Annotated in this window: 10 protein-coding genes; 5 read left to right on the plus strand and 5 right to left on the minus strand. The window is 50.9% G+C overall.

Annotation, left to right across the window (positions count from 1 at the left end):
* Positions 1 to 283 precede the first annotated feature (283 nt).
* Positions 284 to 466 carry a PspC domain-containing protein gene (locus FC99_RS13870; RefSeq protein WP_048734999.1) on the plus strand — a complete coding sequence of 61 codons (183 nt, stop codon included), beginning with the start codon at positions 284 to 286 and terminating at the stop codon, positions 464 to 466.
* A 242-nt stretch (positions 467 to 708) separates the two neighbouring features.
* Here FC99_RS13870 and FC99_RS08915 read toward each other — a convergent pair whose 3' ends face one another.
* From FC99_RS08915 to FC99_RS08925, 3 genes are all read right to left on the minus strand, one after another.
* Positions 709 to 1,488 (minus strand): YibE/F family protein, encoded by a 780-nt coding sequence (locus FC99_RS08915; RefSeq protein ID WP_048734998.1) that lies wholly within the window; start codon positions 1,486 to 1,488, stop codon positions 709 to 711.
* Complete coding sequence (locus tag FC99_RS08920; RefSeq protein ID WP_048734995.1) at positions 1,485 to 2,603, minus strand: YibE/F family protein; 1,119 nt, start codon at positions 2,601 to 2,603, stop codon at positions 1,485 to 1,487. The genes FC99_RS08915 and FC99_RS08920 overlap by 4 nt, the downstream gene beginning before the upstream one ends.
* Positions 2,604 to 4,003: 1,400 nt before the next feature.
* Positions 4,004 to 4,429 (minus strand): universal stress protein, encoded by a 426-nt coding sequence (locus tag FC99_RS08925; protein WP_048734992.1) that lies wholly within the window; start codon positions 4,427 to 4,429, stop codon positions 4,004 to 4,006.
* Positions 4,430 to 4,644: 215 nt separating this feature from the next.
* Between FC99_RS08925 and FC99_RS08930 the strand changes: the two genes are divergently transcribed.
* The 4 genes from FC99_RS08930 (at position 4,645) to FC99_RS08945 (ending at position 9,574) form a co-directional block, all read left to right on the plus strand.
* Positions 4,645 to 5,529, plus strand: coding sequence for a hypothetical protein (locus tag FC99_RS08930; RefSeq protein WP_048734990.1), 885 nt, complete (start codon positions 4,645 to 4,647; stop codon positions 5,527 to 5,529).
* A gap of 374 nt (positions 5,530 to 5,903) precedes the next feature.
* Entirely contained in the window at positions 5,904 to 6,407 is a 504-nt protein-coding gene (locus FC99_RS14215; RefSeq protein ID WP_235805902.1) for a hypothetical protein, read from the plus strand.
* Between the two features lie 290 nt (positions 6,408 to 6,697).
* The gene (locus FC99_RS08940) at positions 6,698 to 7,201 is read left to right on the plus strand and encodes a MarR family transcriptional regulator (protein ID WP_048734987.1); all 504 of its coding nucleotides are present in this window, start codon (positions 6,698 to 6,700) and stop codon (positions 7,199 to 7,201) included.
* Positions 7,202 to 7,618: 417 nt separating this feature from the next.
* Entirely contained in the window at positions 7,619 to 9,574 is a 1,956-nt protein-coding gene (locus FC99_RS08945) for a M13 family metallopeptidase (RefSeq protein ID WP_048734984.1), read from the plus strand.
* Between the two features lie 164 nt (positions 9,575 to 9,738).
* Here FC99_RS08945 and FC99_RS08950 read toward each other — a convergent pair whose 3' ends face one another.
* Together FC99_RS08950 and nrdJ are read right to left on the minus strand one after the other, a co-directional pair.
* Positions 9,739 to 10,341, minus strand: coding sequence for a cob(I)yrinic acid a,c-diamide adenosyltransferase (locus FC99_RS08950; protein ID WP_048734981.1), 603 nt, complete (start codon positions 10,339 to 10,341; stop codon positions 9,739 to 9,741).
* Between the two features lie 540 nt (positions 10,342 to 10,881).
* The gene (gene nrdJ / locus FC99_RS08955) at positions 10,882 to 13,131 is read right to left on the minus strand and encodes a ribonucleoside-triphosphate reductase, adenosylcobalamin-dependent (protein ID WP_048736370.1); all 2,250 of its coding nucleotides are present in this window, start codon (positions 13,129 to 13,131) and stop codon (positions 10,882 to 10,884) included.
* Positions 13,132 to 13,851 lie beyond the last annotated feature (720 nt).

Raw genomic sequence — 13,851 nt, forward strand, 5'->3', positions numbered from 1 at the left:
ACGAAAAACACGCGTCTTAAAAGTCGCCCATCTTGTTAGCTCGCCAGCTAACAAGATTTCCACGGCTGGCTACATCCCTGTCCTCCTTCGGCTCACATTGAGCTTCTACCGCAACAAACGTTGAATCCCTAAAAGCACTTGTGATTTACAAATGGTTATTTCACCGTCACATGTTTCACATAACATAAGTGGCCCGTCCCCTCCCACTTTCCGCATAATTTCATCCCCCCATGATATACTTATTCTATCAAGTAACGCCACCCTACAGAAAGAGGTCCTCCCCATGAAAAGCTTAACGCGCTCCAGTCAAGATGCCGTCATCGCTGGTGTTTGCAGTGGTATCGCCCACTACTTTGTGATTCCCAACTATGTCGTCCGCTTGATCTTTTTCTTCGGCGGGCTGGAATGGTTGTACGTAATTCTTGGGTTAACATTGCCATGGGATAACCAGAACTTTTTGAATTAATTTTTACGAACGTTGTACCAATAGTCACGGTCGCAATGTAATCAACTTACGCTGACTATGCAAAACAGGTCTGGGACTTTTGTCCCAGACCTGTTTTATGCTCCGAATGTCCTACGGTCGAAACGTGCGCCAAAAGGCAGGCAACTCCACTTAACCCCGATCGACAAACAATCCAAAACCGGGATTATTCGTCGATCGATGTTAATGCTCATTGACTAACCGCCTTCTATCCCACTCTTTTTTTAATTATCTCCCTGCTTACCCGCTCGCTTTCGCTGCCCAGCCACCGCGCGGGTCATGACCCACGTGGTAATCGGCACCGTCAAGATCACGCTGACCATGGCGAAGAGAATCATCAGAATTTCCGACACAAAAATTTTATCATTTAAAATCTCACCGAACGAGTAGTGAACGCCCGTAAACCAGATGAAGAGGGCCAAGAACCCACCGAAGAAGCCAAAGAATAACGTGTTAAACGTCGTCCCAATAATCTGCTTACCCACGGCAATACCGTCCCCTAGCAAGGCCTTGGTGCTCACTTGCGGGTGTTGCTCGAGAATCTCACTGAGACCGGCCGAAATGGCCATAGCGGCTTCCGCAATGGCACCTAGCGTGCTCAGGATGGCCGTGGCGGTCGTGACTTGCACAAATTTTATCCCGACCAACACCGACAGGCCTTCCAAGTCCTCACTGTCTTCGGGACCGAAGCCCTGGACCAGCGCCCAATTTTCCACCGGCACAATCAACAGGACCAAGACCACCAACACCACCGCCGACGCAATGAACGCCACGGTGCTCGACAGGTCGTCGCCGCTACTCATGAAGATGGTCAGTGCGAGCACCAACATCCCCACCACCAGCGTCACGATCAACGGTGAGAAGTGAAACGCGACCAAGACGATGGCCAAATACAACAGACCAAAGTTTAAAATCAACGCCAGAAACGACTGCGCGCCGGCCTTCCCACCGACCAGCACCATGAGGACCAGCAAGACCAATCCCAATACCGTAATCGTACTCATGCCGTCACCTTCTTCTTATCCATGAAGCGGCTCGCGAGAAAACTAGCGAGTGGGACCGCCAAGACGATCCCAATACCACTGATCAGGCTCTGTACGACACCCATCGACATGTTCATCGAGAACGTGTAGCCCCAGCTGTTCCCATTTTTTAAGTACAGCATGGCCATCGGGAAGGTGTCGGCCACGAAGATGAAGAACAGCACGTTGATCAATGGTCCCATGATGGTCGACCCAATCTGGCGGCCGGACTTGAAGACCTGATTGGCCGACAGCTCCGGGCGCTCCCGTTTCAAGGCAAACAGCGATGAGATAATGTCGGTCGACTCATCCATGACCGCTCCTAATGACCCCAGTAGGGTTTCCGCTAAGAATAATGGCCGCGGAAGTTGCGTGACGTACTGCATGGATTCGTAGTACATACCGCGCTCGTGGGTCATGTGAAAGACCAGCAGCGCCACGATGATGGAAAATGCTGTCCCACCTAGCGTGGTGGCTAACGTGATCACCATCTGTCGGTTGGCCCCAATGACCAGCCACAGTGTGAGGGCCGCAAAGACCACGGCGAGGCTACCGAAGATCCACAGGACCTGTGCCCCCTGCGTCGATCCGTTGAGAACGATGGCCAGGAAGAAGAGCACGCCGTTGGCCGCCACGCTCAGGAAGGCCATGAAGCCGCTGAACTGCATGATCAATAAGAGTAGCGCCACGACCAACCAGACCATGAAGACTAACGTGGTGTCACGCTTACTGTCTTTAGCCGTCGCGGTCAAGTGTTGGCCGTTACGGTCGTGAACGACCACAAAGAGTTGGCTACCCACGTGATACTTCTGGTCCATCGCCCGCGAGTAGGAGTAAACATTGTTGACAGTCAGACGTTGACCCCGATATTTTCCATTTAAAATTTTTCCGGACAGGACTTGTTTCGTCTGGCTATCGATGTTATGAAAGTCATCGGTCTCCTTAGTCGCCTTGCCCGTCTCGACACTGGTCACCTGCATAATGGGGTCGCGGTACAGCGCCGCGTCGTGGGCGGTCCCCCATACCAAGATGCCCCCCACGACCATGGCGATGAGCCACGCCCAGAGCAATCCGCGCTTTGTCTTTAGAACTTGCATTCTCGCCGTCCCTTTCCTTAACTCTCTTAAGTGATAAAACTGTGTAAAAATTGTCGCACTACGGCTGCCAGGGACTACGCCTGCTCTGATTGTACATTCACGTTATGGAGGACTAACTCCAGAACATAACGCCAAGATTGTGCCTAGCAATTACGCAGCCTTGCAAAAAGCCGAACAAGCTTGCTAAATACAGCTCAACACGTTATCATGCTCTAACTGATAGGTTTCAGTTTTCACTGGCACGCTCCCTTACACCATTGATCCTAGCTAAATATTAAGTCACAATGGGGATTAATGCCGCTTATTTCGTTCAGTTACACTAAATCCTATGTAAAACTATTGGCGCTAGAATTGATGATTGGGTGATTCAAAACAGAACGTGGTTTTTGTCCACAGCTTGACCGCTCACCACAGGCTCATGGAGTCAATGTTCGCTTCCAGGTAATAAGTTCCTTATCCGCGTTGTATAACGGTTTGTTCAATGAAATCAGCGCATATAAATCACCCGGATCAAGCCATCACCAGACAACATTCTGTTCGCTGTTTTAGCGAATTGATTCCAATATACCACTTTCTGACAGGTTGGTCGGACCCCAACAAAAATTTTAAACAAATCACAGTAAACGTTGCCCTGTCAACGCTTCCGGGTGGTTTAAAACTAGTTAATCCTGTATAGAGCTTGCATTTTGCTAGGAAAACCAGTAAACTTACAGTCGATTGTTATTTTAATTAAGCGAGGGTTTTTACAATGAGAAAAGCACATCCAAATGGCGTCCAAGGCCGTCGGAAGGTTAACCGTAAAAAGGACCGGAAGCGCCGCGACGAAATTTCAGACTTACAACGTTGGTTAAAGAACAAGAAGTAAGCTGAAGTCATTACTGAAAACACACCGATACTGTCGGTGTGTTTTTTTGCGCTCATTTCCATTTTGACACTTGTGGTTTCCCCTCGCCTTACCGGCCGCTAGATATGAGTTGGAACGGCGCGAACGATGCGTCTGAGCCCATATCTGGCGACCTCTCGGGTTACACAGTAGTTCTCTGTTAAGCGATGATGACCGCAAACGTTACCGTGCACCACCGGACTACAGAGTACAAGTGCACCAGGCTTTCAGTATTTGTCATGGCAATGATCAACCTGAGCCGGAGGAGGCCAGGGATGCAGCCAGCCGTGGTAATTTTATTGGCTGGCGGAGCTAGCCAATAAAATGGGCGACTTTGGAGACACGCGCTTTTTGCGTGGCTTCAAAGCGAGCGAGAAGCCCGCCTCTCAGGCTGAAGCGTCCCCACAGCAGGCGGAATCCCTGGCAGCCGGAGTGCGCCCATTTCTCATCAATTTTCGACACAACGAAAAAAGGCCCGATCACTAGGACCGCGCCCCTCGATAATTGCTAAATTAACCTAATCAACCACCAGAACACTCGTGTCTGAATTCTGAACAACATAGTTGGTGGTGGATCCCATGATTGCCTTGCCTAAACCGTGGACACCAGAACGACCAATGACGGTCAACGTCGTGTGCAATTCTGCCGGTAAAGTCTTGGCAATGGTTGGTTTAGGAAGTCCCACTTTGAAGCTCGTTTCAACGGGAACACCCTGTTGCTTCACTTCTTCAACGGCACTTTCCAGGAATTTCGTCGCCGAATCCTTAAAATGGGTAATGATTTCGCTACCGAATTCCGCGCCGTAGTGGGCATAGGTCTGATCACTGGCGACGGAAACGATGAACAGTTTTGAGCCTAGTTTTTGGGCTAATTTGGTGGCCTCCACCAACGCTGCGTGGGCATTCTTGCTGCCATCCATCGGTACTAAGATCCGTTCATACATAATATCCCGTCCTTCCCATAGTAAACCATCAATGTGGTATCGCTTTCAACAACTTCATGATAACAATTCTAGCGCGTCAGGGAAAGCCAATTGCGTCATTTTTCACGAGATTTTTAGGCTTCCCGGTAAAATGTTAGGCAATTCTCATTCTGGCTTCTTTGGTAGATTGTGGTAAGATGAATCAAGTAAATTAATCACTAAAGGGATGGATATAATTGAAGAAGTTTTTGTTGGGCGCCCTGGGTCTGTTAGCCTTGACCCTTGCCGGCTGCTCGAATAACGCACTCACCACGAACAAGACCAGCTACCGCCCAACTGCTTTGACCGCAGTCATCAAGGGCAATGCCAAATCCAAGACGGTCAGCTATCAAATTGCCAATGGCACCAAGCACAGCACGAAGGTTAATGGTGGCACCTATTTCTTCCAAGTGCCCGCCGCAACTACCGACCAGAAAGTCAAGATCACGGCCGGCAACGCAACTAAGACCGTCACCGTGAAAAAAGTTAAGTCCTTAGGCAACTACAAAAAGGTTGCCGCCAAATATAACCAAATGGTCATCGGCAGCTACCTGCCAACCAAGGTTCAAAAACAACTCCAAGCGGCTCAAAAGAACCAAGCCGCTACGAAGAAAAAAATGGCGGCCTTAGCCAAGACCAATCCAGCCGCCGCTGCCGCAGCCATGCAGCAACAACAGGCCGCGGCTAAACAGCTCCAAGCCGAAATGGCCACGGCCAAGAAACAGGCCAAGGACGACTTACTCCCAACCACTGCTAAGGCTGGCCTCAAGAACCTCATCGACACTAAGGACGTCACGGTGCGCGGTAACGTTCAGGACGGCAAGCTGATGGGCCTCGCCATGATTGTCCCAACGAAACAAATGAAGACTAAGTCCGGTCAGAAGAAGTTTGGGACCACCTTTGCCTTGCTGGGAACGACTTTAGGCGCCAAACCCAAGATCGTCATCAACAAGTTTGAAAAGGTCTTGAAGGACGCTAAGAAGAACAGCTCGTCGACGACCACGAAGACGATTCGGTCGAATGGGATTCGGTTCAACACCGGCTTCTCCACCGACCACCTCTACATCTACATGACGAAATAGATGTTCCTTCGCCTTACCGGTCGACAGATATGGGCTGGAACGGTGCGGACACAACTTGAAGCCTCGAAAACCACGAGTCTTCAAGCTTGGTCTTCTACTAAGCCAGCAGGAAAAAACACCTACTGACTAAGTAGAACGACGCGCCTGAGCCCATATCTGCCGACCTCTCGGCTTACATTGGTGCCCTCCTGCAGCATCTAATTTTAATTGTCCATGGCGGATGAGGACTGATTTCTGGCACCAACATTTGCTATAAAACTAGTGACGGAGATATAACCAATATCATTTAAATTTTTAATTAAACATTCTAGGACCTAATTGCCCGCTTTCATTGGTAGCTAGGTCCTTTCTTTCACCCTAAGGAGGAGTTTACCATGGCTTATACCGTTACTTTGACGACTAGTGGGTTTTCCGCTGATCAGTTTCAAGCCGAACTCGCTGCGCAACAGATTGCTTTGAATCCTCACGCTAAAGGTTTATTTACTGACCCACGTTTTCAATTGACACCTGCCGGACAAACGCGACATTTACAAGTGCTGACTGTTGGTGAGTTGGCGTTGACCGGGCCCGCCACCCTACCCGCCATTTTCCAGCGGGCACAAGCACTTGGTCTGCAACCTTGTCCGTTGGCCTTAGCTGTCGACTTTCGACTCCAGTGGCAAACGCAAGTCAAGAGTACCAATTCCATTTTAAGCAAGCATGAGGCGCCTCAGGGGGCAATTACTGTGATGTCACCAATTGACGATGACGACCCCAACTTACCTAAAGGCTTTTATCTGCGACGCATCGGTGATACCCTTTGGCTGCGTGGTTACCGGTGTGATGACCTTTACGTTTGGCAGCTAAGCGACACCCTCGCCTTCCTTCAACCCGCGTAATAACTGTTTACCTTTACCCTGGTAACCATGTCAATTACCCAACGATGTTTCCATTGCAAGCAGACATATTGGACCAGACATGTGAGCGACAAGCCGCTGAATTTATTCAGGGGCAATTGAATAGAATACAAGGTGACTTATCTTAGCCACCGTCTCCAAGCGCAATCATTTTTATCCCCACCAATCAGGCGGCATAATAACGGTATGCTGAGGTAGTGAATAGTGACCGTTATTTTGTTGGCGAACTTCACTGACCCAGCAGACTATGTTTTTCCTAGGGGGGAGTTTCCATGCAACATGAAGAGAGAGTATTTGAAGCGTTCTTACGCCAGTACCGGGAAATTTTTCGGGTGTTGATCAACGCCGCCGAACAAATTACGGGGCAGTACTCGGTAAGCTTCGAACAGTATTTACTGCTGAAACAAATTCATGAGCAACGCAACATTACGCTGAGTGAGTTGGCAGACGCAACCCACACGACCCGTTCCGCTGCAGCCCGTAAATTACGCGCGCTGCTCCTTGATGGATTCGTTGAACAAGAAGCTAAGTTGGATGATCGCCGCGTGAAGTATCTGCGGTTAACGACCAAGGGGACCAACGTTGAGCACGACATCCGTCAAGCCTTTCTGCAAAGTGCTGAGGCCTGGGACCAGATTCCAACCAATCTGACCACCGAAAACATCAACGATTTCTTTACCCAGTACCAGCAAAATATTGCTATTTGGGATCGGACCCGGCCGAAGTTCCGGCGCCCCGTTCTGCATGCCAAAAAGAAGGTTCTCGGTGAAGAGTAGCGCCGTTAAATGGGGCCCTGACCCAATCGTCAGCGCCCCATTTTTAGTCCGAAAGCATCTCAACCGTCTACGGCAGTCAGGATTCTTCCGGACTAACTGACTTTGATCCTCTGCTGAATTAGTCACTCCAACCAACTTTGCCTGTTCTGTACACTTTAGCTCGCCCAATAGTGAATTCACTTCACTCAGTTACGGCATAACTATTACGCAACTGCACTAAGAATAGCCTGGTAACATTGCCCACTACTATCCAAACTTTCTTCTCTAATTTCCACTTTCTACACGTCCATAACTACTGGATTATCAGCATTTAGAGACGCAATCTTCACTTTTATTAGATTTTGATGATAAAAAAGTTTCCTTTTGCCGTTAAAAGGGTTACTCTGTTTGTAACGATTATTTTAAGGAGGATTCCGTATGCGACTTAACCATTTAATGACTGTTTCACCAGCTGGTGGTGCCGATAAGTTTCCCGTCGACGAGTCTCTAGTTACCGAAGATTTCTATGAGGCCGTTAACGGCAAGTGGGCTGAACAGGCCACGATTCCTAGCGACCATGCGACGACTGGGGGCTTCCGTGACCTGGTCGATAACATTGAAAAGACTTTGATGCACGACTTCGCCGACTTACTTGCCGGAAAGCTCGAACCAGCTAACCCTGAGATGGCAGAGTTTAAAAAGCTCTACACCCTCACCAGTGACGCTGACGAACGGGAAAAGGTGGGCACCGCGCCCCTCAAACCCGTTTTAGCCAAGATCGAAGCGCTCAAAGACTTCGCTGACCTCAACGCACATTTAGTTGAATGGTTCAAGACGGACCTGCCAACGCCCCTCGACATCGGGGTCGATGCCGACATGAAGAATACGAGCCAATACGCCCTTTACGTGGACGCCCCTAGCCTCTTCCTGCCCGACAAGACTTACTATGCCAAGGACAATCCGGCTGCTAAGCAACTCCTGCCGATCTTCACACAGACAGCTGTTAAGTTGCTCGAACTCGCCGGTTACACCGAAGACAAGGCCACGACCGTCGTCGAACAGGCCAAGCAGTTCGATGCGCAAATTGCTCCACACGTGAAGTCGTCCGAGGAAGCTGCCGACTACGTTAAAATGTACAATCCATTCCCACTGGCCGATGTCGACGCTAAACTCGACCACATTGATTTGACTGCCGTCGTTAAGGGCCTCATCAACGACACGCCAGCCCAAGTCATCCTGCCCCAACCACTCTTCTTTGATGCCGCTAACGACATTCTGTCGCCAGCCAACTTCGACCTCATCAAGAGCTGGATGCTGGTCAAGACCGTGATGGGTGCCAGTGGTGTTCTGACTGAAGAATTCCGTCAAGTCGGTGGGGCCTACAGCCGGGCCTTGTCCGGACAAAAACAGGCACGGTCTCGCGAAAAGGCCGCCTTCTACCTGGCAACCGGTACCTTCAGCCAAGTCGTTGGTGACTACTACGGCCGCAAGTACTTCGGTGAAAAGGCCAAGGCCGACGTTCGCCAAATGGTGCTAAAGATGGCCAACGTTTACCAACAGCGGCTCAAGACCAACGATTGGTTGAGCGCTGCGACCCGGGAAAAGGCCATCGTCAAGTTACAGAAGCTGACCATCAAGGTGGGCTACCCCGACAAGATTGACGCCCTCTTCAGCAAGTTTAAGATCGACGAAAACAAGTCCCTCTTTGACAACCTACAGGCCATTACCGAAATCATCATCGACAACCACTTCAGCCGTTGGGGCCATCCTGTTGACCGCGACCGGTGGGAAATGAGTGCTGACACGGTCAACGCCTACTACTCCCCATCGAACAACGAAATCGTCTTCCCGGCTGCCATCTTACAAGCGCCATTCTACAGCCTGAAACAATCCAGCAGCGCCAACTACGGGGGAATCGGGGCCGTTATCGCCCATGAAATTTCCCACGCCTTTGACAACAACGGTTCGCAATTCGACGAATTTGGGAACCTGAACAACTGGTGGACCGATGCCGACCTCGATCACTTCAAGGGCCTGGCCCAAGCCATGATCAAGGAATTCGACGGGATCGAATTCGCTGGTCAAAAAGTCAATGGGAAGCTGACCGTTTCCGAAAACATCGCCGATGGTGGTGGCCTGAGTTGTGCTCTGGAAGCCGCTAAGTCAGAGGCCGATGTCGACCTCCGTGCCTTCTTCATCAACTGGGGCAACGTTTGGCGGATGAAGGCCACGACGGAATACATGCAATTACTGTTATCGATCGACGTGCACGCCCCAGCCAAATTGCGGGCTAACGTGCAGGTCAAGAACCTCGACGACTTCTACCAGACATTCGGAGTGAAGGCCGGAGATGGCATGTACCTCGCCCCCGCCGACCGCGTCAAGATCTGGTAAGCTAGTCACCATTCCCGTAGGCGAAAACTAAACGCCACACTGGCCGGTTTTCTCCTGCTGGTGATTGCGTCTTGCCAGCTTTCCGCTAACTCTGTTATTAATTTTCTAATTAAAACTCCCAGCAATCGCAATGACTGCTGGGAGTTTTTTTATCTATTTTGTGATTAGTCAGTCGCTTCATTCAATTTAGCTTGGCGCTTAGCATCTCTAGCTGCTTTACGATCCGCCTTTTCCTTGTTGCTCAGAATTTCTTCGTAGCCGTCTTGATGGTTGACGTAACGAGCCATGGCGAAGAAGTAGTCTGACAACCGATTGAGATAGGTCAGGATGGCTGGCTCTAAGGGTTGCTCTGCGTTGAGGGCGACTGCCGAGCGTTCTGCACGCCGGGCCACCGTGCGGGCATAGTGGATGTTGGCGCCTGCTGGTGAACCGCCGGGGAGGATGAACTCTTTTAGTTCGGGAGCATTAGCGATGAAGTAGTCGACCCGTTCTTCCAAATGAGTCGTGTCGGCTGGCGTTATTTCCTGATGGCGTTTCACACTGATATCGGCCTCCACCACATAGAGTTTCCGCTGAACTTCACTCAGCTCATCGATCAGGTCGGTCTGGTCGGGCTTTAAACTAGCGACCACGACTCCCAGATAAGACTGCAACTCGTCAATGTCCCCCAACGTCACAATTTGTGCATCCGTCTTGGAAACCATTTTGCCACTAACCTGTTTCGTCATGCCCTGATCCCCAACTCGCGTATAAATCTTCATGTCCATCATCCCTTCATTTTCACAGCTATATTATGTATCACTTAATCATTAACCCTCTCCTAGCATTCTGACCCATGTAGCCGGAATAGTCCAGTCTAAAATTAGTCGGGAATTGCCACACTAAACTTCTAATTGAGGTAACGTCAAGTTTTACATGATCTTACCCAGATACAAGAAGAAGCATTGACCCAATTACGATCAATGCTTCTTCCATATCTAACAATAATTGTATAAACAATCAAACCTGAGCGACGACATAACCTGATCAATCTAACATCGCGCCACCACTCGTCAGCGCAAAAACCTCAGTCGGAGACTACCAGACAGAACACTGTGTCGAGGGTGTTAGTCAGCGTCTTGTGCTGGCTTACAGCCTGGGACGTCTTGGAGACTCGTTTCTTGAGGCTTCAAGGCGAACTTGCAGACCGCTTCTCAGGCTGCGAGTGGTCCCCACAGTGTGGCGTCTGGTAGCCGCAGACGAAATTTCACGCGGTCCCCACCGGACGGAGCACCTGACTGGCGAAGCGGCCAACAGTACGAATCGGTCTACCGGATAGGGCAGGCGCCGCTTTCGCAGTCGGATTGGTCGACCAGCTCGATATCCTTCTGGTCGTGGTTGCCCGTCATTGCGGCAAAGGTCGTAGCCACATCGCCCGTGATCTGTGCGCGGTGTTGGCGATACGTTTCCTCGTCGATGGGTTCCTTTGGCGCTTGCTTGAAGTCGGCACCGCTGTATGGCAGCAACGACGTGGACTTGATGGTGTTGCGATACTGCGTCAAGAGGCCACTGATGTCCTTGCCCTCTTCGGGTTGGAAGGTCACCGTGCAGCTAACGGCGTTGTCGGACCAGTACGTCTGTAAGAAGGCCTGGGTGGCAAATTGTTCTGCCATCGGCACCTCCCCCGCGGACGCGAAGGCGGCCTCGTCAGCGTGAGCGGCCTTTACTGGGAATTCCACGCACATCGTGTTTTGACTGTACACATCGGGTTCGACCTTGTAGCCACAGGCTTTCAAGGCGGGCAACAAGGGATCACTGTCTTGGAAACGAATCCGTTGAATCAGGTAACGGGCGTAATGGAAATGCATCCCCTCGGACACCCCAGCCAATTTGGCCACCGTCCCGGACGGCTTGACCGTGGTGTGCTTGATGGAAGGCTGGCAGCCTAACGTTTCCGAATAGTCCTTGTCGGCTTGAACGACGGCCTGGTACAGGTCATTGACCCGTTTGACAGCCGCTTGATTATAAATTGGTTGCATGAACGTCTTGCCAGTCGTGGCGTCCTTTTTGGCTTCAAAGCCCGTGACGACCCGTTGCTTGAAGGTCTTTAGGATCCAGTCCTGAATGCCGGACATGGAGACCCCGATTCGCCGGTTCTTCTGGATAGCCTTGCGGGAAACCTCCCAGTCGTAGTGGCTAAACGTGACCCGTTTGGTATACCGGGCACCTAAGCCAAAGGCATCCTCCAGGTTCCAGCCCTGTTCTTCGGCAACACTAGGGAAGACCTCAAACAGATTACAAGGTTCCCCGTTGCTCAGTGAGATCTCTCCACACGGGTTAGTCCCCTCAACGGCGCCATCGATGCCTTCTTGCCGTCCATCGGCCAACCGACCGTAGTTTTTCGACAGCTCCAAGTTGACGATGCCGGGTTCCCCGTTATGTTGAATGGAGTCGGCAACGGGCTGGTAGTCGTTAAATTGGCTATCGACAGCCACACTGTTGTTAGACGCCCACCGGTGATGGTAGAGCTTGTCCTTATCCTGTTTCATGGTAATAAAGTCATCATCTTCGGCACCACCCAAGGCGAGTTCGGCCGAACGGCGGACGTTACCAGCGACGACGGTCTTGCCGATCATGTTGCCCATGTCCGTGCAATCCACGGCGGTCAATTTCCGGCCCACCGCGTCGTTTAGAATCTGATTGATGCCAAAGAGCATTTCAACTAATGGCATCGGACCAGAGGCGGTCCCGCCAAACCCGTGAATCGGCGCATCCTTGGGCCGAATGTCGCTGATGTCCAAGACGACCTGGGTCTTATGGTCCGGATTGCTACCGTTGAAATGAGCGTCGATCATGTTGGCGTTGGCCAGGACCCAGCCTTCACGAGTGTCTGGTAGCCGGTAGTAGCGTGCGTCAGCCAGGGAATGACTGTGCATCCACGTTGACCGGTCCACGGCACCCAGGGCCACAGAGGCGTCGTAAGAGGCACTGTCGGCGTCGATCACAATGGTCAAGTCCACATTTTGGTCGACCTTAGGCATCTGCTTAACGTTGTCTGGCGTGACGGAGAACCCAACGCCGCCACCCTTCATCAATTGGTCGAACATAAAGGAAAATGGCATAGATGCCACGACTTGATCAGGCTTTAGGTAACTGGGCACAATGTGACTGTTCCCATAGGCTTGTGGCCGCACAGCGACGAACCAGCAGTTATTTAAGGCGTCCCCGTTGCGGTGTTGGTAGTCGGTCCCGGAGATCCAAAGGTTCCGGCCAGAAGGTGTGGCGGCTAAGCCATAGATCAGCTTAAAGAGCCGTTGCGCCTCCTGCGTAAGATCCGCAACCACTTGACCATCGACGTTGTCCGTATGTAACCGGGGATCAAGGTTGATATTCCCTTCGACCACTCGTTTAACGGTCTCGGGCCATTCTTCACTTCGTTGTTGTTCAGGCAGCCAGCGCGCGTAGGTCCGCTTGTAGGTGACCCAGCCCAGCTCGCCCCAATGTGGGGTAACCTCTTGTTCCGTTTTTTCAATAAAATCTGCCGTCAACGTGACTGTGGCGGCCGTTGTTGTATTCATCATATCAATCGCCCCTTTAACAATAATACGCCATATATGGTATCAAAAATAAGGATTGAATACAATATGTAGAAAATCTGGATTGCCCCCTAGACATTTCAAATCAAGCCGCTATGTAACATAATTAACGGGTGCACGACAAGTTTTCCTCCCTAGCAGTTAACTGTAAGTGGATAAAAAAAGATAAATCCGTTTAACCGGCCAGCTCATGCCATCCCAAACGCAAATTCCCCTAAGCAGTAAACGACCTGTCTTGAACACAATTAAACGGGTCACAATTTTGCTAGTGAACGCAACTTTTTTAAATTATTTTTTGCGCCCCCGCTTTAGCAAATCTTAACTTCGCGGACCACTAGATATAGGAGGAGTGGCAATCTAATCGGTCCATGCGCCTTACCGGCCGGCAGATATGGGCTGGAACGGTGCGGACGCAACTTGAAGCCTCGAAACCCGCGAGTCTACAAGCTTGGTCTTCTGCTAAGCCAGCGGAAAACCACCGCCGACTAACCAGAACGACGCGCCTGAGCCCATATCTGCCGGCCTCTCGGCTTATACAGTAGTCCTCTGGCAATAGGTCGCTAATAGCTGTAGATTCGTCCGCTTTCGTTTTGTAAGTCACTTTACATACCATTTTTCATAACACAATCAATCTTAGCCGGAGGCGGCCAGGGATGTAGCCAGCCGTGTCGACGATGTTTGTCGGGGTTCTTTCCCGACTTA

Origin of the sequence: Levilactobacillus koreensis JCM 16448 (assembly GCF_001435525.1) — a bacterium.
In the GTDB taxonomy this organism is placed as follows: Bacteria; Bacillota; Bacilli; order Lactobacillales; family Lactobacillaceae; genus Levilactobacillus; species Levilactobacillus koreensis.